Here is a 23,917-nt window from a genome sequence, read left to right on the forward strand (position 1 = left end):
ACGTCTACGACTCACAGCGCATGGCCGATGCGCTGGCCGCCGATGGCTATTCCGCGACCGATGCGATCGGCGATGCCGATCTGGTGCTGCTCAACACCTGCCACATCAGGGAGAAGGCTGCCGAGAAGGTTTATTCCGAGCTTGGCCGCATCCGCGACATGAAGGCGGAGCGCGCGGGCAGCGGCCGCGAGATGCTGATCGGCGTCACCGGCTGCGTGGCGCAGGCCGAGGGCGCGGAGATCATCAGGCGCTCGCCCGCCGTCGACCTGGTCGTCGGGCCGCAGACCTATCACCGCTTGCCGGACGTGCTGGCCAAGGTCCGTGGCGGCGAGAAGGTCGTCGAGACCGAATACGCCATCGAAGACAAGTTCGAACACCTGCCGCAGCCCAAGCGCGCCGAGGTGATCAAGCGCGGCGTTACCGCCTTCCTCACCGTGCAGGAGGGCTGCGACAAGTTCTGCACTTTCTGCGTCGTGCCTTACACCAGGGGCTCCGAAGTCTCCCGGCCGGTGGCGCAGATCGTCGCCGAGGCCGAGCGCCTGGCGGACGCCGGCGTGCGTGAGGTGACGCTGCTCGGCCAGAACGTCAACGCCTGGCACGGCCGGGGCGAGGACGGCGCCGAGTGGGGCCTTGGCCGCCTGCTGTTCCGGCTGGCCGAGATTCCGGGGCTGGCCCGGCTGCGTTACACCACCAGCCATCCCAGGGACATGGATGACGAACTCATATCGGCTCACCGCGATCTGCCGTCGTTGATGCCCTATCTGCATCTGCCGGTCCAATCCGGTTCCGACCGCATCCTCAAGGCGATGAACCGCCGGCATACGGCCAGGGATTACCTTGCGCTGCTCGACCGCATCCGCGCCGCGCGGCCCGATATCGCGCTGTCGGGCGATTTCATTGTCGGCTTCCCCGGCGAGACCGAAGCCGATTTCGAGGCGACCATGGAACTGGTGCGCCAGGTGAACTACGCCTCGGCCTTTTCGTTCAAATATTCGCCGCGTCCCGGCACGCCGGGCGCCGACATGCCCGACCACGTGCCGGAGGCGGTCAAGGATGAGCGCCTGCAGCGCCTCCAGGCGTTGCTGCTCAAGCAGCAACAGGATTTCGGGATCAGCTTGGTCGGTGGCACGATCGATACACTGATCGAGAAGCCGGGCCGTCAGGCGGGCCAGAAAGTTGGCCGCTCACCATGGCTGCAGCCGGTTATTGTTGATGAAAAGGCCGGCGAAATCGGTGACATTATCAAGGTGCGAATCACAGGGACGGGCTACAACAGCCTGTTCGCCGAACTGGTCTGAGGACCTCGGCAGATGAGGAGAGACGGTTGAGCGCAGCGGAACTGAAGAACCTGCCCCCGGTGCCGGCGTCTGGGGCTTCTGACATGGCGCACATCGTTCTGACTTTCGACAACAACAAGCTGGCCAGCGCCCTCTACGGCCAGTTCGACGAGAACCTCGCCCGGCTGGAGCAGAAGCTTGGCGTCGACATCCGTTCGCGCGGCAACCAGTTGACCATCAAGGGTTCGGCCTCGGCCGCCGAACAGGCGCGCCGCGCCTTGGACAATCTCTATGGCATCCTGCAGAAGGGCGTCGATATCGGCCAGTCCGATGTCGACGGCGCCATTCGCATGGCCGTTGCCGCCGACGATCAACTGACGCTGCCGACGCTGGAGCGCAAGGGCAAGGTTTCCGCCGCCCAGATCGCGACCCGCAAGAAGACCATCTATGCCCGCTCGCTGAACCAGGACGCCTATATGCGGGCGCTGGAACGCTCGGAGCTCGTGTTCGGCATCGGCCCGGCGGGTACGGGAAAGACCTATCTGGCCGTGGCGCACGCCGCCATGCTGCTCGAGCGCGGCATGGTCGAGCGCATCATCCTGTCGCGGCCCGCGGTCGAGGCCGGCGAGCGGCTGGGCTTCCTGCCGGGCGACATGAAGGAGAAGGTCGATCCGTATCTTCGGCCGCTCTATGACGCGCTCTACGACATGATGCCGGCCGACAAGGTCGAACGCGCCATTGCCGCCGAGGTCATCGAGATCGCGCCGCTCGCCTTCATGCGCGGCCGCACGCTGGCGCATGCCGCCGTCATCCTGGACGAGGCGCAGAACACCACGCCGATGCAGATGAAGATGTTCCTGACGCGTCTTGGCGAGAACTCGCGCATGATCGTCACCGGCGACCCTACCCAGATCGATCTTCCTCCGAGCACCAAATCAGGTCTGGTCGAAGCCTTGCGTGTCCTCGACGGTGTGGCGGGTGCGGTAACCGTGCGCTTCAACGATGTCGACGTCGTTCGCCATCCGCTGGTGGCGGAAATCGTCAGGGCCTACGACCGTGACGCCAAGCTGGCGCGTGGCCTCGGTGCCGAGAATTGATGTGACGATGCGGCTTCATGCCTGAGGACAACATATCCGGCGGCGGGAACCTTCCGGTTTCCGTCGAGATCGACATATCGGTTGAGGCAGGCAACTGGCCCGATGAGGCAAGCCTGACGCGCCTCGTCGACCGTGCGGTCGAGGCCGCCTTGACCGAAATCCGTGCGACGGGTCCTTCCGAACTCAGCATCGTTTTTTCCGACGACGCCCATATCCGTACGTTGAATGCGGATTGGCGCGGCAAGGACAAGCCCACCAACGTCCTGTCTTTCCCGGCTTTTCCGCATGCGAAGGACGGTCCGCTACCGCCCATGCTGGGCGACATCGTGCTGGCCGCCGAGACCGTGGCGCGCGAGGCGGCACTGGAAGACAAGCCGCTGGAGAACCATATCTCCCATCTCGTCATCCACGGCCTGCTGCACCTCACGGGTCATGATCACGAGACCGACGCCGAGGCCGAGGAGATGGAAGCCATCGAACGCGCGGCGCTTGCAAGGCTTGCCATTCCCGATCCCTACGCGTAACTAAAAAGACCAATTGACCGGACGACGATGAACGACAAACCAGAAACTGCCGCCCGCCCCGACGCCGGCAGTGCGACCAAGGCTTCCGATACGTCGGAAGAGGGATCAAGTCCGAGTACCATTACGGCTGGTGCCGCCAGCACCGGCAGCGCAGCCGGCGAGTCCACGTCCGCCGGCCCCTCCCTGTTCAACCGTGTGCTCGGCCTCTTCCGCCAGCGTAATGGACCGAGCCTGCGTGAGGAAATCGCCGGGGCGCTTGCCGAGACGACAACCGATGCCGGTGCGTTCTCGCCCGGCGAACGCGCCATGCTCAACAACATCCTGCGGCTGCGCGAAGTGCGCGTCGAGGACGTCATGGTGCCGCGCGCCGATATCGAGGGCGTCGAAATCACCACGACACTGGGCGACCTGCTGGGGTTGTTCGAACAATCCGGACATTCCCGCATGCCGGTCTATTCCGAGACGCTCGATGACCCGCGCGGCATGGTCCATATCCGCGACGTGCTGGCGCACATCACCAAGCTGGCGCGCGTCAAGAAGGGCCGCACCACCAGAAAGACGCCGGCCGCCACCCAGCTCGATCTGGCGCAGGTCGATCTCGCGCGCACCATCGGCGAACTCAATCTGATCCGTCAGGTTCTGTTCGTGCCGCCGTCGATGCTCGCCTCCGACCTGATGGGCCGCATGCAGACGACGCGCACGCAGATGGCCCTGGTGATCGACGAATATGGCGGCACGGACGGTCTCGTCTCGCTGGAAGACATCGTCGAAATGGTCGTGGGCGACATCGAGGATGAGCATGACGACGACGAGCCGATGATCACCCAGGCCGGCGACGGCGTCTTCATCGTCGACGGCAAGGCCGAGATCGACGAGGTCGCCAGGATGATCGGCGAGGATTTCGCCGCCGGTGAACATGGCGAATATGTCGACACGATCGGCGGCATGATCTTCAACACGCTCGGCCGCGTGCCGGCGAGGGGCGAGGTGGTGCAGGCCATTCCGGGCTTCGAATTCCATGTGCTGGATGCCGATCCGCGTCGCGTCAAGCGCGTCCGCATCGTGCAGAGCCAGAAGGGTGAACGCCGCCGGCGCGCTACGGCCCGCACCGAACAGGCCTGAGCGTTCCGCTCCCCCGATGACGATCGACGATCCGTTCAAGCATCCGAGCCTGGGGTCCGGCGTCTTCTACAGGGATCCCCGTGCCGCGCTTGCATGGCTGGAAGCGGCCTTTGGCTTCGAGCCCAGCATGGTGGTCAGCGACGCCGAGGGCAAACTCGTCCATGCCGAGATGCGGTTCGGCGACAGTTACATCATTGTCGATTCCGAGTGGACCGATCATGTCGCAAGCCCGGCGTCGGTCGGGGGCAAGAACACGCAATCGGTCTATGTCAGGCTGAAGGACGGCCTGGATGCGCATTGCACGCGGGCGCGGGCGGCGGGCGCCGACATCATCCAGGAGCCGGCCGACCAGTTCTACGGCGAACGCCAGTACCGGGCGCGCGATCCCGAGGGCCATGTCTGGACTTTTACGCAACCCATTCGCTCCGTTTCTCGCGAAGAGGCGGAACGATTGGGCGGCCTGACGATCGAGGGTTGGCACCGTTAGGGCAGCAGCCGGCAGCCATGCGGCAAGCGCCTTTCCGGCGTGTCGTGGTTCAGCCCGTCACTGCGGGCGCCGTGTGCAATCTACCGAAGACGAAACCGGCAATCACCGATACCGCGACACTTGGAATTGCAGCGATGGCCAGCACGCCGGTCAGGTCGAAGTAGCTGCCCGATGCATCGGGAGGTGGCTTTGAAAGGAACGCGAATATACCCCAAAAGGCCACGTTCAGGGCCGCGCAGCCGGCAAATCCGGCTGCCCATGCCCATCCGGCACGCCGCTTGAGCGAGAAGAGCCACACGAAAACACCCAGGAAGAGCAATCCCGGACCATGGCTTACGCCGAAGAGCAAAAGGAAATCCGGGACGTCAGGGATGCCCTTCCAGGGCTGAACCAGCGCGGCCAGCAGGATCGCGCTGGGCACGCAAACCATCACGATACCGAGCAAACCGAGCAGAATGGGATGTGGCTTCAATCGTGTCATGGTCCTGCGGTGGTCGCCCATCATGGCATTGCGTCCGGCAATCGCAAAGCGGGATCGCCGGACTCGATCTTTGCGGGGGCTTTGACCCGTGGCGTTTGGAGCACGCGGCGCGGCCTGATAAATCTTGGGTCCTGATTCGCGCGACTCGGAAATACGCATGGAGCGCCTGGCCGGCCGGATAATTCTGCTTTGGGGTTGGCGGCGAGCGCTCGTGGCGTTTCTCGCCGGAGCGCTGGCGGTGCTTGGTCAGGCGCCCTACGATTTCTTCGCCGCCTGTTTCATTTCCTTTCCGCTTCTGGTCTGGCTGCTCGACGGCGCGACCGGCGAAGCCTCAGGCAGCCTGTTCAGGCGCCTGCGGCCGGCCTTCGCGGTCGGCTGGTGGTTCGGTTTCGGCTATTTCCTCGCCGGCCTCTGGTGGATCGGCTCGGCATTGCTGGTCGAGGCCGACAGCTTTGCCTGGGCGCTGCCCTTCGCCGTGGTCGGCATCCCCTTCGCACTCGCCTTTTTCTATGGTTTCGCCACCATGGTCGCCCGGCTCCTGTGGAGCAGCGATATCGGCCGCATCGCCGCTCTCGCCTTTGGCTTCGGGCTGACGGAGTGGCTGCGCGGTTTCCTGTTCACCGGCTTTCCCTGGAATGCCATCGGCTATGCGGCAATGCCCGTGCCGCTTCTGATGCAGAGTGTTTCGGTGACCGGCATGATCGGCATGAACGCGCTGGCCGTGTTCCTCTTTTCGTTGCCGGCGCTGCTGGCGGCGCGCCGGCATCTTCGCCTGGGCGCGGCATTGTTTGTCCTGCTCGCCGCTGCTCATCTCGGCTTCGGCTATGTCAGGCTCGCAGCTCCCGAAAAGCCCGCGGCGCATAGCCTCGACGTGCGCATCGTCCAGCCGGCGGTCGATCTCTCCGAAAAGTGGGACGCTTCGGTGCGCGACCGCATCTTCGCCACCTTGCTCGGCCTGTCCGGCAAGGCGCCGGATGCTGGCCACGACAAGCCGCAGCTGATCCTGTGGCCGGAAACCTCGGTTCCCTTCCTTTTCACCGAGCGGCCCGACGCGCTGACGGCGCTTGGCGACATGCTGACGGACGGCCAGATGCTGATCGCCGGCGCTGTGCGCGAGGAAGGCGGCTCGGCTTCGGGCGCCGACAGCCGTTATTACAATTCCGTGGTGGCCATCAACGACAAGGGCGAAATCGCCGACGCCGTCGACAAGGTCCATCTGGTGCCGTTCGGCGAATACCTGCCCTTCGCCGACCTGTTCAATCGCTTCGGCATCGCCCAGCTCGTCGCCGGACCGGTGACGTTCGCCGCCGGCAACGAGCGCCACGCGATCACGCTTCCGGGCGGCATCCGAGCCCTGCCATTTATCTGTTATGAGGTGATCTTTCCCGACCTGGTGGCGGTTGACGCAACGTCAGCGCAGCTTATTGTGAACGTTACCAATGACGCATGGTTCGGCGATACGCCTGGACCGTATCAGCATTTCAGGCAGGCTCAGATTCGCGCTGTGGAGAACGGATTGCCCTTGCTGCGGGCGGCCAACAACGGCATCTCGGCCGTTGTCGACCCACACGGGCGCATTGTCGATGCGCTGGCGATCGACGCGCGCGGAGCCATTGACGCGAAGGTGCCCCTTTCCGGACAAGCGGTCGTTTCCTCAGGCCAGCGTCGCATTAACGGAATGCTGATCATGTTGCTGTTTGCACTGGTTGGGGCGCTTTTGAATGTAAGGCAACGGCTACGGGTGAATTGACAGTCGGCACATTAGAAACTCATACTGTACCGCCTGAAAATTTCTCGAAGCCGGTGGATCGTTCTGTTGGGGCAGTCGCCCCCGGCTGTTTTTGGGCGGGAAAAAAATCACAAAGCCGAAAAAATTCGGCGAGGAAAAAATGACAGAAGAAAACAAGAAGAAGCCCAATCCCATCGACATCCACGTTGGAAGCCGGGTCCGGCTTCGCCGCAATATGCTCGGAATGAGCCAGGAAAAGCTGGGTGAGAATCTCGGCATCACGTTCCAGCAGATCCAGAAATATGAAAAGGGCACCAACCGCGTCGGCGCCAGCCGCCTGCAGGCGATTGCCTCTATCCTCGGCGTGCCCGTGGCGTTCTTCTTCGAGGACGCGCCGGGCCAGGAGACCGCGGCCAGCCGTGGCTTCGCCGAGGATGCCTCGATGGCCTTCGCCGTGGAATTCTGCGGCAGTCCCGAAGGGCTCCAGCTCAATCGCGCCTTCGTCAAGATCGCTGACGTCAAGGTGCGCCGCAGGATCATCGACCTGGTGAAGTCGCTCGCGGCGGACGATCTCGACTGATCCGCGAGTGCGCTCCAACTGGCGGCATCCGGCCGCCGGTGGCACAAGATACCGACATCGACAGTCGTGCCAGAATGGCGGCAACGCTTGACGAGCGGCGCTTTGCCCCGCTAACACGTGGCGCGCCAAAATCGGCAGCCTGCCGATCGTTTTTCAAGAGGGGACACCCGTGACGCGGCAGAACTACTTCTTTACCTCGGAATCCGTGGCCGAGGGCCATCCCGACAAAGTCTGTGACCGGATATCCGACGAGATCGTCGATCTGGTCTACCGTGAAGCCAAGAAGACCGGCATGGACCCGTGGAAGGTTCGTGTCGCCTGCGAGACCCTGGCGACCACGAACCGCGTCGTCATCGCCGGCGAGGTGCGCGTCCCCGAGACGCTGCTGAAGAAGGATAAAGCCGGCAACATCCTTAAGGATGCGGCGGGCCACCCGGTCGTCAATCCGGCAAAGTTCAAATCCGTCGCCCGCAAGGCGATCCGCGAGATCGGCTACGAACAGGCCGGCTTCCACTGGAAGACGGCCAAGATCGAGGTTCTTCTGCACGGCCAGTCGCCTGACATCGGCCAGGGCGTCGACAACGCCGCCGACCGCCAGGGTGAGGAAGGTGCGGGCGACCAGGGCATCATGTTCGGCTATGCCTGCCGCGAGACGCCGGACCTGATGCCGGCGCCGATCTACTACAGCCACAAGATCCTCGAACTTCTGGCTGCCGCCCGTCACGAGAACAACGGCGAGGCCGGCAAGCTCGGGCCCGATGCCAAGAGCCAGGTCACCGTCCGCTATATCGACGGCAAGGCCGCCGAAGCGACCCAGATCGTGCTGTCGACGCAGCATCTCGACGCGACATGGGATTCCAAGAAGGTCCGCAAGGTCGTGGAGCCCTATATCCGCGAGGCCCTGGGCGACCTCAAGATCGCGGACGATTGCATGTGGTACATCAATCCGACCGGCAAGTTCGTCATCGGCGGACCGGACGGCGACGCGGGCCTTACCGGCCGCAAGATCATCGTCGACACCTATGGCGGTGCGGCCCCCCATGGCGGCGGCGCTTTCTCCGGCAAGGACACGACCAAGGTCGACCGCTCGGCCGCCTATGCCGCGCGCTACCTGGCCAAGAATGTCGTGGCCGCGAAGCTCGCCGACCGTTGCACCATCCAGCTTTCCTACGCCATCGGCGTTGCCCAGCCGCTGTCGATCTATGTCGACCTTCACGGCACCGGCAAGGTCGACGAAGCCAAGCTCGAGGATGCGCTGCGCACCGTGATGGACCTGTCGCCGTCGGGTATCCGCCGTCACCTGGACCTCAACAAGCCGATCTACGCCAAGACGTCGTCCTACGGCCATTTCGGCCGCAAGGCCGGCCGCGACGGGTCTTTCTCCTGGGAGAAGACCGATCTCGCCAAGGCGCTCAAGGATGCCGTCGCGGCCTGACGGCGGCGACGTGGCCTGCGCCTGGAAATGAACGCCGAAGACAGGCCGAGCCGGACGACCGAAGCTTTCTTCGGCCGCCGGCGCGGCAAGCCCGTACGTCCTCAGCAGGCGGCGGCGCTGGAAAGCGGGCTCGGCGCCTATGGCCTTGATCTGACAATCCAGGCTCCGGCCGACCTGCGGTCGCTGTTTGAAGCCGATGTTTCGGCCGTTCGTCTCGAGATCGGTTTCGGTGGCGGTGAGCATCTTCTGCACCGCGCTTCGGAGTCGCCGTTAACCGGATTTATCGGCGTCGAACCCTTCGTCAATGGCATGGCCAAGATGATGGCAGCGGTGGCGCGCACGCCTCTGGCAAATCTGCGCGTCTTCGATGACGATGCGACGCGGCTGCTCGATTGGCTGCCGTCGGCCTCGCTCGACGGCATCGACCTGCTCTATCCCGATCCCTGGCCGAAGAAGAAGCACTGGAAGCGGCGTTTCGTCAGGCCGGTCAACCTCGACCGCTTCGCGCGCGTCCTGAAGCCCGGCTCGAAATTCCGATTCGCGTCCGATATCGATACCTATGTAAACTGGACCTTGCTGCACTGCCGGGCGCATGGCGCCTTCTCGTGGCAGGCTTCGCAGGCCGCCGACTGGCATCGCCCCTATGAGGGTTGGCCAGGCACCCGATACGAGGCCAAGGCCGTCCGCGAGGGCCGCAGGCCAGCCTATCTGACGTTTGTCAGGTCATAGATCGGGCGAACCTCTCCGCTGCCGGATATCAGAAACGGCCGATCCGGTTGAAGACGACCGGATCCATGCCGAGCTTGCGCAGGTCGTCGGCGCGCGGCTTGCGGCCGGCTTCCACGGCTCGCGACGCCGCAACAGCGTTGCCGAATGTGGTGAAGAGATCGCCCAGGGCGGAAAATATTCTGCGGTTGCTCATGATTTTGTCCTTCCGTTTGCGCGCCACCGCGCGCCAGCCTTATTCATTTGATGGCTAATAAATAGGCGCGCATGGGGATCTTGCAGGGGGATTGCCGCATGGCGGCCATGCGCCCGAAGCAACGCTGGTTGTGCCGCGGCTTTTCCCAGACTGGACTGCGGACTTGAAACGCCCGCCCGGATCGTTTATATCAGCCTCAAATTCTTGGTCGGTATGACGAAGAGTGGGTCCACCCGGTCCCGCTCTTTTTTATTACCTGGCGGGTGCATCGGGCCGAAAGTGCGAAGCGGTTTTCGGATGGCTCCGATGCGCAAACCAAAGAACATTGCGAATCGAACGACAGGTATTTGATGACTGCAACGGCAAGCGAAGGTGACGACCGCATCATCCGCGAAAGCGGCATCGATGCGCGCATCGCGCTGATCATCCAGCCGGTGCTGCGCGGCATCGGCTTCCGCCTTGTGCGTGTGCGGCTGTCGGGCCAGAACGGCCTGACGTTGCAGATCATGGCCGAGCGCGAGGACGGCACCATGACCGTCGAGGATTGCGAAGAGGTCAGCCGCGCGGTGTCGCCGGCGCTCGACGTCGACGATCCGATCGAGAAAGCCTATCACCTCGAAGTCTCTTCGCCCGGCATCGACCGGCCGCTGGTCCGCAAGTCGGATTTCACGACCTGGACCGGACATCTGGTCAAGATGGAGACGTCGGTCGTTGTTGCCGACCGCAAGCGCTTCAAGGGCAAGATCGCCGAGGCGGGCGAGACCGATGTTCTGCTCGAGCGTGACAAGGCCGCCTATGGCGAGGAGCCGACAGTTCGCGTGCCTTACGACGCGATCTCCGAGGCTCGCCTCATCCTGACCGACGACCTCATCCGCGACGCGCTGTCGAAGGACAACAGGGCGCGCAAGGAAGCCAGGAAGCGCCGCGGCGAAGCGGAAGACGATATGTCCGAAGATGCGGACGCCCCGGAAGAAAACGAACAGGAAAGTTGATTGAGCTGCCGGACGCCAAGCGCCGGCAAACAGGCTCGGGAGAAAGAACATGGTTGTAAGCGCCAACAGACTTGAACTGCTGCAGATCGCCGACGCGGTCGCCCGTGAAAAGTCGATCGACAAGTCGATCGTCATCGCCGCCATGGCCGATGCGATCCAGAAGGCGGCGCGCTCGCGTTACGGCCAGGAAACCAACATCCGCGCCGACATCAACGCCAACACCGGCGAGATGAAGCTGCAGCGGCTGATGGAAGTGGTCGAGAAGGTCGACGACTACGCCACGCAGATCGCCATTTCCTCGGCCCGCGAGCGCAATCCCGACGCCCAGCTCGGCGACTTCATCGCTGAACAGCTGCCGCCGATGGATTTCGGCCGTATCGCCGCCCAGTCGGCCAAGCAGGTCATCGTGCAGAAGGTGCGCGAGGCTGAGCGCGACCGCCAGTATGACGAATACAAGGATCGCATCGGCGAGATCGTCAACGGCACCGTCAAGCGCGTCGAATACGGCAATGTCATCGTCGATCTCGGCCGTGGCGAAGCGATCATCCGCCGCGACGAACTGATTCCGCGCGAAAACTACAAATACGGCGACCGCGTCCGCGCCTATGTCTATGACGTGCGCCGCGAACAGCGCGGCCCGCAGATCTTCCTGTCGCGCACCCATCCGCAGTTCATGGCCAAGCTCTTCACCATGGAAGTGCCTGAGATTTACGACGGCATCATCGAGATCAAGTCGGTCGCCCGTGACCCGGGCTCGCGCGCCAAGATCGCCGTCATCTCGCGCGATTCCTCGATCGATCCGGTCGGCGCCTGCGTTGGTATGCGCGGCAGCCGCGTCCAGGCCGTCGTCGGCGAATTGCAGGGCGAGAAGATCGACATCATTCCGTGGTCGCCTTCGGCCGCCTCCTTCATCGTCAATGCGCTGCAGCCGGCGGAAGTCGCCAAGGTCGTGCTCGACGAGGACGCCGAGCGCATCGAGGTGGTGGTTCCCGACGACCAGCTGTCGCTGGCCATCGGCCGCCGCGGCCAGAACGTGCGTCTTGCCTCGCAGCTCACCGGCTGGGATATCGACATCCTGACCGAGGCCGAGGAATCCGAGCGTCGCCAGAAGGAATTCGTCGAGCGCTCGTCGCTGTTCATGGAAGCGCTCGACGTCGACGAGATGGTCGGCCAGGTGCTGGCTTCGGAAGGCTTCACCAGCGTCGAGGAAGTCGCCTATGTCGATTCGAGCGAAATCGCCTCGATCGATGGCTTCGACGACGATACCGCATCCGAAATCCAGACCCGCGCCCGCGAATATCTCGAGAAGATCGAGGCCGAGCACGATGCCAAGCGCAAGGCGCTGGGCGTCAAGGACGAGCTGCGTGAAATCCCCGGCATCACCACCGCCATGATGGTGACGCTCGGCGAGGACGGCGTGAAGACGATCGAGGATTTCGCCGGCTACGCCGCCGACGACCTGACCGGCTGGAAGGAACGCAAGGACGGCGAAACCAAGAACTATCCGGGCGTGCTCGCCAGCCATGGCGTCTCGCGTGCCGATGCCGAGCAGATGGTGCTCGCCGCACGTCTGAAGGCCGGCTGGATTTCCGAGGAAGAGCTTGCAGCCGAAGAAGCTTCGGCCGACGAAGCCGTTGGTGCGTGAGGTGAAACCGCATCGCACAGAACCCGCCCTTGGACGAGATGAACGATCGCACCTGCATCGTCACCCGCAGGCAGGCCGAACCGGATGAACTGATCCGGTTCGTCGTCGGCCCGGATTCGGCCGTCGTTCCCGATCTCAAGAGAAATCTGCCCGGCCGTGGTTGCTGGGTGACTGCCGACCGCCTACATATCGATAAGGCGGCGGCCAAGAACCTTTTTGCCCGCGCCTTCAAGGCACAGGTCGCGGTGCCGCCGGATTTGGGCGGCATGGTCGACGGGCTGCTTTCCAAATCTGCTCTGGGTATGCTGGGACTTGCCCGCAAGGCGGGCGCCATCGCGCTCGGAGCCACCAAGGTCGAGAGCGCGGTGCGTGGCGGCCTGGCGCTTTTCGTGCTTCACGCAACCGAAGCGTCCGACGACGGGGTGCGCAAGATCAGCCAGGCGCGGCGGGCGACCGTCCATATCGGCGGTCCTTCCATCCTTGCCTACAAACTTTTCTCCGAGGCCGAGTTGAGCTTGGCATTGGGGGGTACAAATGTGATACATGCTGCCGTCCTCGCGGGAGACGCGGGTAGGGCGGTTGAGAAGCGCATCGTTGCGCTCGACCGATATCGGGGCGGTACCCCGGACGATCTGGCAATGCTTGCGGCCGTTGCTGATGAAGATGAGGCCGCAGAGGATATGGAATGAGCGATACGAAATCGGGCGACGACAAGACGTTGAGCGTTACGCCGAAGAAGACCTTGACGCTGAAGCGCCCCGGTACCGAACAGGGCGTCGTGCGCCAGAATTTCTCGCATGGCCGCACCAAGCAGGTCCAGGTCGAGATCAAGAAGCGCAAGTTCTCCATGCCCGGCGACAAGCCGGAGCCGGTGGCCGCGCCCGTGTTCACGCCGAAGCCCGCGGTTGTCGCCGCACCCGTCGTGCAGCAGCAGGAAGCGCCCAAGGCGCCGCCTCCGCCTCCTCCGCCGCCGCCAGTTGAACGCAGCGGCATGGTGTTGAACGAACTGTCGCGCAGCGAGATGGAAGCGCGCCGCAGGGCGCTCGAAGGCTCCAAGGCCCGCGAGGTCGAGGACCGTCAGCGCGCCGCCGAAGAGGCCAAGCGCCGTGCCGAGGATGAAGAGCGCCGCAAGCGCGAGCGTGATGAATCCGCGCGCCGTCAGGCCGAGGAAGAAGCCCGTCTGCAGACCGAGGCGGAATCGCGCCGTCGCGCCGAGGAAGAGGCACGCCGCCGTGCGCCGCAGGCCGCCGAACTGGCGACTCCCGACGACGAGGAAGAGGTCAAGCCGAGGCGTACGAGCAGTGGTGGCCCCGGTGCCGGCGCTGGCTCGCCGGTGCGCCGCCTGGTCACGCCCGAAGTGGCGCGTCCGGCCAAGCCGACCAAGGGCGAGGAAGACCGCCGCCGCGGCAAGCTGACGCTGAACTCCGCGCTGTCGGATGACGACGCGCGCGCCCGCTCGCTGTCGTCGATGCGCCGCCGCCAGGAAAAATTCAAGCGCGCGATGCACAATGAGCCGCGCGAGAAAGTCATGCGCGAAGTGATCATTCCGGAGACCATCACCATCCAAGAACTCGCACAGCGCATGTCCGAGCGTGCGGTGGATGTGGTCAAATTCTTCATGAAGCAGGGCCAGATCCTGAAGCCGGGCGATGTCATCGATGCCGACACGGCCGAACTGGTTGCCACCGAGTTCGGTCACACGGTCCGCCGCGTTGCCGAATCCGACATCGAGGAAGGCCTGTTCAACATCGCCGACCGCCCGGAAGATCTCGTGTCGCGTCCGCCGGTGGTCACGATCATGGGCCACGTCGACCACGGCAAGACCTCGCTGCTCGATGCGATCCGCAATGCCAATGTCGTTTCCGGCGAGGCCGGCGGCATCACCCAGCATATCGGCGCCTATCAGGTCGAGAAGAACGGTCAGAAGATCACCTTCATCGACACGCCCGGCCACGCCGCCTTCACGGCGATGCGCGCCCGCGGCGCCCAAGCCACCGACATTGCCATTCTGGTGGTGGCGGCCGACGACAGCGTGATGCCGCAGACGATCGAATCGATCAGCCATGCCAAGGCCGCCAACGTTCCGATCATCGTGGCCATCAACAAGATCGACAAGCACGGCGCCGATCCGCAGAAGGTCCGCTCGGAACTGCTGCGTCACGAAGTGTTCGTCGAATCGATGGGCGGTGAAGTGCTCGATGTCGAAGTCTCGGCGACCAAGGGCACCAATCTCGACAAGCTGCTCGAAGCGATCCTGCTGCAGGCCGAAATCCTCGACCTGAAGGCCAATCCGGACCGTACCGCCGAAGGCGTCGTCATCGAAGCGCAGCTCGACAGGGGCCGTGGTCCCGTCGCCACCGTGCTGGTGCAGACCGGCACGCTGATGCCTGGCGACATCCTCGTTGCCGGCAACGAGTGGGGTCGCGTGCGCGCCTTGGTCAACGATCGCGGCGAGCAGATCAAGGAAGCGCCGCCGGCGATGCCGGTCGAGGTGCTCGGCCTTCAGGGCACGCCGCAGGCAGGTGACCGCTTCGCCGTGGTCAACAACGAGGCCCGCGCCCGCGAGATCACCGAGTATCGCCAGCGTCTGGCGCGCGAGAAGGCGGTGGCCCGACATGCCGGCCAGCGCGGCTCGCTCGAACAGATGATGTCGCAGTTGCAGACGAGCGGCCTGAAGGAATTCCCGTTGGTCATCAAGGGCGACGTGCAGGGTTCGATCGAGGCGATCAGTGCGGCTCTCGAAAAGCTCGGCACCGACGAGGTGCGTGCGCGCATCGTCCATGCCGGCGCCGGCGCCATCACCGAAAGCGATGTTTCGCTGGCGGAAACCTCGGGCGCGGCCATCATCGGCTTCAACGTCCGTGCCAACGCGCAGGCGCGGACCGCGGCCGTCGCCGCAGGCATCGAGATCCGCTACTACTCGATCATCTACAACCTCGTGGATGACGTGAAAGCGGCTCTGTCGGGCCTGTTGTCGCCGGAGCGTCGCGAGACCTTCATCGGCAATGCCGAGATCCTCGAGATCTTCGATATCTCGAAGGTCGGCAAGATCGCCGGCTGCCGCGTCACCGAAGGCAAGGTCGAGCGCGGTGCGGGCGTGCGCCTGATCCGCGACAACGTCGTCATCCACGAAGGCACGCTGAAGACCCTGAAGCGCTTCAAGGACGAAGTCTCGGAAGTCCCGGGCGGCCAGGAGTGCGGCATGGCCTTCCAGAACTACGAAGACATGCGCGTCGGCGACGTCATCGAGTGCTTCCGCGTCGAGATGGTGACCCGGACGCTCTGAGTTCGAGTGACTTTTCGGTCTCGGGCGGTGGTCGCAAGACCACCGCCCAAAGCCGTTTGAGAATGATTGTTTGAGACATGCGGCATGGTTCTATCCCGTGCCCCACGCTTTCAGGATTGAGAAGATGCCCCGTTCCACCACATCAGGCCCATCCCAGCGCATGCTGCGCGTCGGCGAGCAGGTGCGCCATGCCTTGTCCGAAACACTTCAGCGCGGCGAGATCATCGATCCCGTCATCGAAAATGCCGTCGTCTCGGTCTCGGAAGTGCGCATGTCGCCCGACCTCAAGATCGCCACGGCCTTTGTGTCTCCGCTCGGCGCAAAGGATGCCGGCGCGGTTATCGAGGCGCTCAACAAGCATGCGAAATTCGTCCGCGGCCGCGTCTCCGGCGCGCTCAGGCAGATGAAGTACATGCCGGAATTCCGCTTCCGGCTGGACACGTCTTTCGACAATTTCGCCAGGATCAACGATCTCCTGAAGTCGCCCGAAGTGGCGCGCGATCTCGATGGCGACGACAACAAGGAAGAAGAATAATGGCGCGCCGCGGCAAGAAGAAGGGCCGGCCGGTCTCCGGCTGGGTGGTGCTGGACAAGCCGGTCGGCATGGGCTCGACCGAAGCCGTCTCCAAGATCAAATGGCTGTTCCAGGCGGAAAAGGCCGGTCATGCCGGCACGCTCGACCCGCTGGCGTCCGGCATGCTGCCGATCGCGCTGGGCGAGGCGACCAAGACCGTGCCTTACGTGCAGGACGGTGCCAAGATCTATCGCTTTGCCGTGGCCTGGGGGCAGGAGCGCTCGACCGACGACCTCGAAGGGCCGGTGACGAAGGAATCCGACAGGCGTCCTTCCGAGGCCGAGGTAAAGGCGCTGCTGCCGAAATACACCGGCGTCATCATGCAGACGCCGCCGCAATTCTCAGCCATCAAGATCGCGGGCGAGCGCGCCTATGATCTTGCCCGTGACGGCGAAACGGTCGACATTCCGGCGCGCGAGATCGAAATCGGCCGGCTCGACATCGTCGAGCATGGCGCTGACCATACGGTTTTCGAAGTCGAATGCGGCAAGGGCACCTATGTGCGCTCGCTCGCCCGCGACATGGGCCGCGACCTCGGCTGTTTCGGGCATATTTCCGAACTGCGCAGGGTCGAGGTCGAGCCTTTCACCTCGGACGATTTCGTCACCATTGCCGAACTGGAAGCTGCGCGCTTTGGCGACAAGGGGGAGGATAAGTCGGCGACGGCGGATGACGGCGACGCTCCGGAAGCCCCTGTCGATTTCGGAGCGATCGACGCGTTTGTCGTCGATACGTCTGCGGCCCTCGATTGCCTGCCGCAGGTCGCCATCAGCGATGATGCCGCGACCAGGATCCGCCTCGGCAATCCGGTCATCATCCGCGGCCGCGACGCGCCGGTCGAAGCCGAGGAGGCCTGTGCCACCGCGCGTGGCAAGCTGGTCGCCATCGGCGCCATCGAACAGGGCATGTTCAAGCCCAAGCGGGTCTTTGCCGGCTGACCGCTCTCGTCTAACGTCGCTTGGACTCTGTTTTCGAGGGGGCACATGGCCAAGGCCGAGGCGGTGAAAAAGCGAGCGCCGGTGAAAACGCGGCGACCGCCGGTCGGTGCTTCGCCCGGTACGCTGATCGCCGATCCGGCCGCGCGGCGCTCCGAATTGCGGCTGACCCTGATCTCGCCGCAGAAATTCAAGACCATCGACAATGCCAGCATCGACGATGTCGAGGCCAATTGCAGTAAATGGCCCGTCATCTGGCTCGACTGCACCGGCCTGGCCAACATCGCGCTGATCGAGCAGATCGGCCGCATCTTCAGCCTGCATCCGCTGGCGCTGGAGGATGTCGTCAACACCGGCCAGCGGCCGAAGGTCGATTTCTTCGAGGATCACGCCTTCGTCGTCGTGCGCATGATCGACGATGTGACCTCACACCGCTACGAACAGATCGCCCTGTTCCTCGGGGAAAACTTTGTCGTCACCTTCCAGGAGCGCGAGGGCGATCCGTTCGATCCGGTGCGCAAGCGCATCGAGAGTTCCGCTCCCAACCGACTGCGCACCCGTGGCGCCGACTATCTGGCCTATGCGCTGATAGACGCCATCGTCGACAGCTATTTCCCGCCGATCGAGGCGGCCGGCGAACTGGTCGACAGCATCGAGGACCAGATGCTGCACTCTCCCCACAAGCACCAGATGCGGCAGCTGCACGAATTGCGGCGCGACGCCAATGTGCTGAAGGGCGTGCTGTGGCCGATGCGCGATGCGCTGGCGACGCTGATCCGCAACGACGCGCCCTATGTCAGAGCCGAAACCAAGGTCTTCCTCAACGACACGCTCGATCATTCGCTGCGGCTGATCGAACTGGTGGAAACCCAGCGCGACATGCTGACCGGCCTGATCGAAATGCATCTGTCGCTCAGCCAGGCGCGCACCAACGACGTGATCAGCTACTTGACCATTGTATCGGTCATCTTCATGCCGCTGACCTTCCTTGTCGGCGTCTGGGGCATGAACTTCGACCACGAATCCTCGCCATGGAACATGCCGGAGCTGAAGGCCTACTATGGCTACCCGGCATCGCTTCTGTTCATGGCTGTCATCGCGATCGGGCTGATTGCCTTCTTCAAATGGAAGAAATGGCTTTGACGGGCCCAGAACTTGCCGTTCTGGCCTGAAAAGCCGGCTTGGTGAATTGGGCTGGTGTTTTGCGGGGAATTGCACTATATGCGCCGCAGCATAGCGCCTCGACGCTTTGCCTGCACCGGCCCCTGCTGGACGACATCCCGGCTGAGGGCGACCCGTTTCCTCAAACAGATAAGGAAAAGCACGATGTCGATTACTGCCGAGCGCAAGAAGGAATTGATGGGCGAATTCGCTACCGCCAAGGGCGATACCGGTTCTCCGGAAGTCCAGGTGGCCATCCTTTCCGAGCGCATCAAGAACCTGACCGATCACTTCAAGGACCACAAGAAGGATAACCATTCCCGCCGTGGTCTGCTCGCTCTCGTGTCCCAGCGCCGCAGCCTGCTTGATTATCTCAAGCGCAAGGACGACGCGCGCTACCAGACACTGATCGAGAAGCTCGGTCTGCGCCGTTGACGAATTGACCGGCGGGCTCCTTCACGGAGTCCGCCGGTCGCGCATTCGGGCACCGGACCAATCCGGTTCCGAATGCAGGACTGGAGCGCCGCGCACACCGTCTGGGTGCCGGACGGACGCTCCGAAACGTTGAATTTGCGCATGACGCGTTCCGCAAGCCGTGGTTTTCGGGGTCATGCGCAGGCCGGTCGATCGACTGGCCATATCCGGCTTCGAGCGCGCAGAGGGCCACTCGAAGCCACCCATGGACGGTCATGGGGCAGGATTGCAGGACGCTCGTTTGGCCACCGCGCCGATGAATCCCGAGCTTCCCGTTGTCTTGCCCGTGGCTGCCCGAGAAAGGAAGCCAAGGGAAGGGGTACCCGCGCACGCTGAGACGGCGCGGCCCTTCCCCATACAAAGGACAAGACATGTTCAATCAACACAAAGTGGAAATCGAATGGGGCGGCCGCCCGCTCATCCTCGAAACCGGCAAGATCGCGCGCCAGGCTGACGGCGCTGTGCTCGCCACCTATGGCGAGACCGTGGTGCTCGCCACCGTCGTTTCGATGAAGGAGCCCAAGCCCGGCCTCGATTTCTTTCCGCTGACCGTCAATTACCAGGAAAAGACCTATGCCGCCGGCAAGATCCCGGGCGGCTACTTCAAGCGCGAAGGCCGTCCGAGCGAGAAGGAAACGCTGGTTTCCCGCCTCATCGACCGTCCGATCCGTCCGCTTTTCGCCGACGGCTACAAGAACGACACCCAGATCGTCGTCACCGTCGTCCAGCACGACCTCGAGAATGACCCGGACATCCTGTCGATCGTCGCCACCTCGGCCGCGCTGACACTGTCGGGCGTTCCGTTCATGGGCCCGATCGGCGGCGCCCGCGTCGGCTACATCAACGGCGAATACGTGCTCAACCCGCATATCGACGAGATGGAGGAATCCAAGCTCGACCTCGTCGTCGCCGGCACCACCGACGCCGTGCTGATGGTCGAATCCGAGGCCAAGGAACTCTCCGAAGAGCTGATGCTCGGCGCCGTCATGTTCGGCCAGAAGGGTTTCCAGCCGGTCATCGAAGCCATCATCAAGCTGGCCGAAGTCGCCGCCAAGGACCCGCGCGACTTCACCGCTCCGGACTACTCCGAGCTCGAAGGCGAGATGCTCAAGATCGTCGGCGACGAGTTGCGCGACGCCTACAAGAATGTCGACAAGCAGAAGCGCTACGCCGCGGTCGACGCCGTCAAGGCCAAGGTCAAGGCCGCGTTTGCTCCGGCCGAAGGCGAGGAAGCCAAGTATGCTTCGGAGCAGATCGGTTCGGTGTTCAAGGAACTCCAGGCCAAGGTCGTTCGCTGGAACATCCTCGACACCGGCTCGCGCATCGACGGCCGTGACCTGAAGACGGTCCGCAAGATCGTTTCCGAAGTCGGCGTCCTGCCGCGCACCCACGGTTCGGCGCTGTTCACCCGCGGCGAGACCCAGGCGCTGGTCGTTGCCACGCTGGGCACCGGCGAGGACGAGCAGTTCGTCGATTCGCTGACCGGCATGTACAAGGAGAAGTTCCTCCTTCACTACAACTTCCCGCCCTACTCCGTCGGTGAGACCGGCCGCATGGGTTCGCCGGGCCGCCGCGAAATCGGCCACGGCAAGCTCGCCTGGCGCGCCATCCGCCCGATGCTGCCCTCCGCTGACCAGTTCCCCTACACGCTGCGCGTCGTCTCGGAGATCACCGAGTCCAACGGTTCGTCTTCGATGGCTACCGTCTGCGGCACCTCGCTGGCGCTGATGGATGCCGGCGTGCCGCTGGCCAAGCCGGTCGCCGGCATTGCCATGGGCCTGATCAAGGAAGGCGAGCGCTTCGCCGTGCTCTCCGACATCCTGGGTGACGAGGATCATCTCGGCGACATGGACTTCAAGGTCGCCGGCACCGCCAACGGCGTCACCTCGCTGCAGATGGACATCAAGATCGACGGCATCACCGAGGAGATCATGCAGATCGCCCTCGGCCAGGCCAAGGATGGTCGCCTGCATATCCTCGGTGAAATGGCCCACGCTCTGTCCGGCGCCCGCGCCGAACTCGGCGAGTTCGCGCCGCGCATCGAGGTCATGCACATCCCGACCGACAAGATCCGCGACGTCATCGGCTCCGGTGGCAAGGTGATCCGCGAGATCGTCGAGAAGACCGGCGCCAAGATCAACATCGAGGACGACGGCACGGTCAAGATCGCTTCCTCGAACGCCAAGGAGATCGAGGCGGCGAAGAAGTGGATCCACACCATCGTCGCCGAGCCGGAAGTCGGCGAGATCTACGAAGGCACGGTCGTCAAGACCGCCGACTTCGGCGCCTTCGTCAACTTCTTCGGTCCGCGTGACGGCCTCGTCCACATCTCGCAGCTCGCCAATGAGCGCGTCGCCAAGACCTCCGACGTCGTCAAGGAAGGCGACAAGGTCTGGGTCAAGCTGATGGGCTTCGACGAGCGCGGCAAGGTCCGCCTGTCGATGAAGGTCGTCGACCAGGCCACCGGCAAGGAAATCGTTCAGGAGAAGAAGAAGCCGGAAGGCGAGGAAGACGCCGCCTGATCGGCCTGACAGTGAAATTCGAACGGGCGCGGCTTATGTCGCGCCCGTTTTGTTTGGAGAACAGGCAATGTCCGCCGAGGCGCTGAAGACGCTTTTTCATCCATTCGAGGCCGAGGCGCTGGCCTTGCCGCGCAAGGATGAGCGCATCATTTTCCTCGGTGCCGAGCCGGGCCTGCGCCTGCCGCCTGGTTTCGAGCCCGCGCTGCATCTGGTGCAGGGTTTCCGGCCGCATTTCCGCGCCTTGCGGACGGCGGGCTTTGCGGTCTCGCCGCAACCGCAAGGAGATGCCTTTGATGGCGCGCTGGTGCTTGCCGGCCGCCACCGGGGTCAGAACGAGTTGCGCATCGCCGAGGCCCTGGAGCGTGTGATCCCAGGCGGGTTGATCGTCGTTGCCGGCGGCAAGGACGACGGCATCGCCAGCTTGCGCAAGCGTATCGACGAACTTGTGCCGCTCGACGGCCATTTGCCGAAATACCATGGCACGGCCTTCTGGTTTCGCGGCCCGGTCGATTCGGCCATCGCGGAAAGACTGCGTGCCGCCAATCCTGGTTTGCTGGTCGATGGCCGCTTTCACACCGCACCCGGCATGTTCTCATTCGACAAGGTCGATGCCGGCTCGAAGCTGCTGGTCGAGAACCTGCCCGGCGACCTGCGTGGCGGCATAGCCGATTTCTGCGCGGGCTGGGGCTATCTGGCAGGCGAGGTCGCGGCGCGCTTTCCCGGCCTGTCGGGGCTCGATCTCTACGAGGCGGACTTCGCATCGCTGGAAGCTGCAAAGGCCAATATCGGCGAGACGGCCGTCGCCCCTGGCTTCTTCTGGATCGATCTGCTGAGCGAGACGATTGAACGCCGCTACGACGCGATCGTCATGAACCCGCCCTTCCATCGCAGCCGGGCGGCCGAACCTGAGATCGGCGCCGGCATGATCCGTGCCGCCGCCAGGGCCTTGAAGCCCGGGGGCCGGCTGTTCATGGTCGCCAACCGCCAGCTTCCCTATGAAGCGGTGCTGGCGGCTGCCTTCTCCAGCCACGCGGAGATTGCCCGCGATGGCATGTTCAAGCTGTTTGTCGCGCGGCGCTGAGGTTTCGCGTGAAGAGGGGCCTCAATGCAGGTTGGCGACGCGCCGCAAGTCCTGGGCGGCGGGCTCTTCGGCAACCCTGATCTTCAGCGGCGCCGGGCGGCCGAACAGATAGCCCTGCACGACTTCGCAGCCGGCGGCCCTGAGCAGCGTCGCCTGGCTTTCGGTCTCGACACCTTCGGCAATGATGCTGACCCCCAAGGCCCGCGAGAGCCCGACAATGGTCGAGACGACCGCGCCGGAGCTGGAATCGGTATCGATGCGGCTGACGAAAGAACGATCGATCTTGAGCTTGCCGAACGAGAAATCGATGAGGTAGCTGAGGTTCGAATAGCCGGTGCCGAAATCATCGACAGCGACCGAGATGCCCATCTCGGCCAGTTCCTTGAGGATGGCGGCAGCGCGGTCGCGATCCTGCATCATCGCCGTCTCGGTCACTTCCAGCTCCAGCCGTGACGGCTTGATGCCGGTGGTCCGCATCGTGTCGCGGACAATGCCGACGAAATCCTTGGTCATGAACTGCACCGGCGAAATGTTGACGGCGACGAAGCAGTCGTCGGGCAGATGGCGGGCGTCGCTGCAGGCCTTGCGCAGCACCCATTCGCCGATCGGGTTGATCATGCCGGTTTCCTCGGCGATCTGGATGAACTCCATGGGAGGGATCATGCCGCGCTCCGGGTGCTTCCAGCGGATCAGCGCCTCGTAGCCGACGATACGGCCGGTCGGCAGATCGAGTTGCGGCTGATAATGGAGGTCGAAGTCGCCCCGCTCGAAGGCGGTGTGCAATTCCGATTCGACCCACTGGCGATGGTCGGCCACGCGCCCCATCTCGCTGTCGAAGACCGACCAGTTGCCGACCCCGCTGGCGCGCGCGTTCTGCAGCGCCAGGTTGGAGCGGCGCAAGATGAGCACCGGATCGATGCCGTCCTTCGGCATTGCCACGATGCCCACCGAAAGGCTCACCGACTGCTGATGGCTGCTGAGTTCATAAGGCTCCATCATCTCGTCGATGAGCCTTTCGACCATGCTTTCCAGCGTTCCGTGGATCTGGTGGTCCGGCAACAGCACCGCGAACTCGCCGGCCCCGATACGGCCGATCGTCGCGCGCTCGGGCACGCAGGCTTGCAGGCGCTTGGTGAATGTCCGGATGAGTTCGTCGCCCTGGCTGTAGCCGATCGCGTCGTTGATCTGCTTGAACCGGTCGATGTCGATGTCGATCAGGAACACCGGTTCCCCCGTACGGCTTGTCGCGCACGCGGCCTCGGCGATCTTGCCGACCATTGCCGGGCGCGCCAGCAGCCCGGTCAGCTTGTCGAAATGGGTTTCCTTGAAGACGAAATCGGCGGACTCATCGACGCCGGCGAAGAAGGACATGGCCGCCACCGACGCCGCCAGCGCGCAAAGCGCGGCCATGATCGCGACCATCATGTCGGCCGGTATGCCGCCAAACCCGTCCCCGAGGCCCTGTTTGCGCCCCCAGAGGCCAAGCACGAAGCTGCCAATGCCCGAACTCGCTATCGTGAGCAGTCGGAACACTGGCGTTCGCTTCGGATTGCTGACGGCAGGCATGTAAGGGTCCCCAGATTGCGGGACTCT

22 protein-coding genes are annotated in these 23,917 nt (G+C 63.8%); 19 read left to right on the plus strand and 3 right to left on the minus strand.

Annotated elements, in window-relative coordinates; genetic code table 11:
- The 5 genes from miaB to J0I79_RS21890 all read left to right on the plus strand — a co-directional run.
- A partial coding sequence (gene miaB / locus J0I79_RS21870; protein WP_292863817.1) for a tRNA (N6-isopentenyl adenosine(37)-C2)-methylthiotransferase MiaB occupies positions 1–1,298 on the plus strand: 1,298 nt, incomplete at its 5' end.
- A gap of 83 nt (positions 1,299–1,381) precedes the next feature.
- Positions 1,382–2,374, plus strand: a complete 993-nt coding sequence (locus tag J0I79_RS21875) for a PhoH family protein (protein WP_292863886.1) — start codon at positions 1,382–1,384, stop codon at positions 2,372–2,374.
- Positions 2,375–2,391: 17 nt separating this feature from the next.
- Complete coding sequence (gene ybeY, locus J0I79_RS21880; protein WP_292863820.1) at positions 2,392–2,898, plus strand: rRNA maturation RNase YbeY; 507 nt, start codon at positions 2,392–2,394, stop codon at positions 2,896–2,898.
- A gap of 27 nt (positions 2,899–2,925) precedes the next feature.
- On the plus strand, positions 2,926–4,020 hold the full coding sequence (locus tag J0I79_RS21885) for a hemolysin family protein (protein WP_292863823.1): 1,095 nt from the start codon (positions 2,926–2,928) through the stop codon (positions 4,018–4,020).
- Positions 4,021–4,036: 16 nt separating this feature from the next.
- A complete protein-coding gene (locus J0I79_RS21890) occupies positions 4,037–4,507 on the plus strand; it encodes a VOC family protein (RefSeq protein WP_292863826.1) in 471 nt (156 codons plus the stop codon).
- A 49-nt stretch (positions 4,508–4,556) separates the two neighbouring features.
- Here J0I79_RS21890 and J0I79_RS21895 read toward each other — a convergent pair whose 3' ends face one another.
- Positions 4,557–5,147, minus strand: a complete 591-nt coding sequence (locus J0I79_RS21895) for a hypothetical protein (protein WP_292863829.1) — start codon at positions 5,145–5,147, stop codon at positions 4,557–4,559.
- On the opposite strand from J0I79_RS21895, the gene lnt reads away from it, so the two are divergent.
- The 4 genes from lnt to J0I79_RS21915 all read left to right on the plus strand — a co-directional run bounded on the left by lnt (position 5,146) and on the right by J0I79_RS21915 (position 9,461).
- Positions 5,146–6,738, plus strand: a complete 1,593-nt coding sequence (gene lnt, locus J0I79_RS21900; protein ID WP_292863832.1) for an apolipoprotein N-acyltransferase — start codon at positions 5,146–5,148, stop codon at positions 6,736–6,738. The genes J0I79_RS21895 and lnt overlap by 2 nt on opposite strands.
- Before the next feature lie 139 nt (positions 6,739–6,877).
- On the plus strand, positions 6,878–7,297 hold the full coding sequence (locus tag J0I79_RS21905) for a helix-turn-helix transcriptional regulator (protein WP_292863835.1): 420 nt from the start codon (positions 6,878–6,880) through the stop codon (positions 7,295–7,297).
- A gap of 169 nt (positions 7,298–7,466) precedes the next feature.
- Entirely contained in the window at positions 7,467–8,732 is a 1,266-nt protein-coding gene (gene metK, locus J0I79_RS21910) for a methionine adenosyltransferase (RefSeq protein WP_292863838.1), read from the plus strand.
- 27 nt (positions 8,733–8,759) lie between these two features.
- Positions 8,760–9,461: a tRNA (guanosine(46)-N(7))-methyltransferase TrmB gene (locus tag J0I79_RS21915; protein WP_292863840.1), complete on the plus strand. Its 702-nt coding sequence runs from the start codon at positions 8,760–8,762 to the stop codon at positions 9,459–9,461.
- Between the two features lie 28 nt (positions 9,462–9,489).
- Here J0I79_RS21915 and J0I79_RS21920 read toward each other — a convergent pair whose 3' ends face one another.
- A complete protein-coding gene (locus J0I79_RS21920) occupies positions 9,490–9,654 on the minus strand; it encodes a hypothetical protein (protein ID WP_292863843.1) in 165 nt (54 codons plus the stop codon).
- 350 nt (positions 9,655–10,004) lie between these two features.
- Between J0I79_RS21920 and rimP the strand changes: the two genes are divergently transcribed.
- The 10 genes from rimP (at position 10,005) to J0I79_RS21970 (ending at position 22,324) form a co-directional block, all read left to right on the plus strand.
- Positions 10,005–10,646 (plus strand): ribosome maturation factor RimP, encoded by a 642-nt coding sequence (rimP, locus tag J0I79_RS21925; protein WP_292863846.1) that lies wholly within the window; start codon positions 10,005–10,007, stop codon positions 10,644–10,646.
- 49 nt (positions 10,647–10,695) lie between these two features.
- On the plus strand, positions 10,696–12,291 hold the full coding sequence (nusA, locus tag J0I79_RS21930) for a transcription termination factor NusA (protein ID WP_292863849.1): 1,596 nt from the start codon (positions 10,696–10,698) through the stop codon (positions 12,289–12,291).
- 38 nt (positions 12,292–12,329) lie between these two features.
- The gene (locus tag J0I79_RS21935) at positions 12,330–12,980 is read left to right on the plus strand and encodes an RNA-binding protein (RefSeq protein WP_292863889.1); all 651 of its coding nucleotides are present in this window, start codon (positions 12,330–12,332) and stop codon (positions 12,978–12,980) included.
- Positions 12,977–15,577: a translation initiation factor IF-2 gene (gene infB, locus J0I79_RS21940; RefSeq protein ID WP_292863851.1), complete on the plus strand. Its 2,601-nt coding sequence runs from the start codon at positions 12,977–12,979 to the stop codon at positions 15,575–15,577. The genes J0I79_RS21935 and infB overlap by 4 nt, the downstream gene beginning before the upstream one ends.
- A gap of 124 nt (positions 15,578–15,701) precedes the next feature.
- Positions 15,702–16,112 carry a 30S ribosome-binding factor RbfA gene (gene rbfA / locus J0I79_RS21945; protein ID WP_292863853.1) on the plus strand — a complete coding sequence of 137 codons (411 nt, stop codon included), beginning with the start codon at positions 15,702–15,704 and terminating at the stop codon, positions 16,110–16,112.
- The gene (truB, locus tag J0I79_RS21950) at positions 16,112–17,089 is read left to right on the plus strand and encodes a tRNA pseudouridine(55) synthase TruB (protein WP_292863855.1); all 978 of its coding nucleotides are present in this window, start codon (positions 16,112–16,114) and stop codon (positions 17,087–17,089) included. Before rbfA ends, truB begins: the two co-directional genes overlap by 1 nt.
- Before the next feature lie 45 nt (positions 17,090–17,134).
- Positions 17,135–18,229, plus strand: a complete 1,095-nt coding sequence (gene corA / locus J0I79_RS21955) for a magnesium/cobalt transporter CorA (RefSeq protein ID WP_292863857.1) — start codon at positions 17,135–17,137, stop codon at positions 18,227–18,229.
- A gap of 78 nt (positions 18,230–18,307) precedes the next feature.
- Positions 18,308–18,682 carry a 30S ribosomal protein S15 gene (rpsO, locus tag J0I79_RS21960; protein ID WP_292863859.1) on the plus strand — a complete coding sequence of 125 codons (375 nt, stop codon included), beginning with the start codon at positions 18,308–18,310 and terminating at the stop codon, positions 18,680–18,682.
- A gap of 410 nt (positions 18,683–19,092) precedes the next feature.
- Complete coding sequence (pnp, locus tag J0I79_RS21965) at positions 19,093–21,243, plus strand: polyribonucleotide nucleotidyltransferase (protein WP_292863861.1); 2,151 nt, start codon at positions 19,093–19,095, stop codon at positions 21,241–21,243.
- A gap of 67 nt (positions 21,244–21,310) precedes the next feature.
- A complete protein-coding gene (locus J0I79_RS21970) occupies positions 21,311–22,324 on the plus strand; it encodes a class I SAM-dependent methyltransferase (protein ID WP_292863863.1) in 1,014 nt (337 codons plus the stop codon).
- Between the two features lie 21 nt (positions 22,325–22,345).
- Here J0I79_RS21970 and J0I79_RS21975 read toward each other — a convergent pair whose 3' ends face one another.
- Positions 22,346–23,890: a bifunctional diguanylate cyclase/phosphodiesterase gene (locus tag J0I79_RS21975; protein ID WP_292863865.1), complete on the minus strand. Its 1,545-nt coding sequence runs from the start codon at positions 23,888–23,890 to the stop codon at positions 22,346–22,348.
- Between the last annotated feature and the right edge of the window lie 27 nt (positions 23,891–23,917).

It is taken from the genome of Mesorhizobium sp. (genome assembly GCF_017306585.1).
GTDB lineage: Bacteria > Pseudomonadota > Alphaproteobacteria > Rhizobiales > Rhizobiaceae > Mesorhizobium.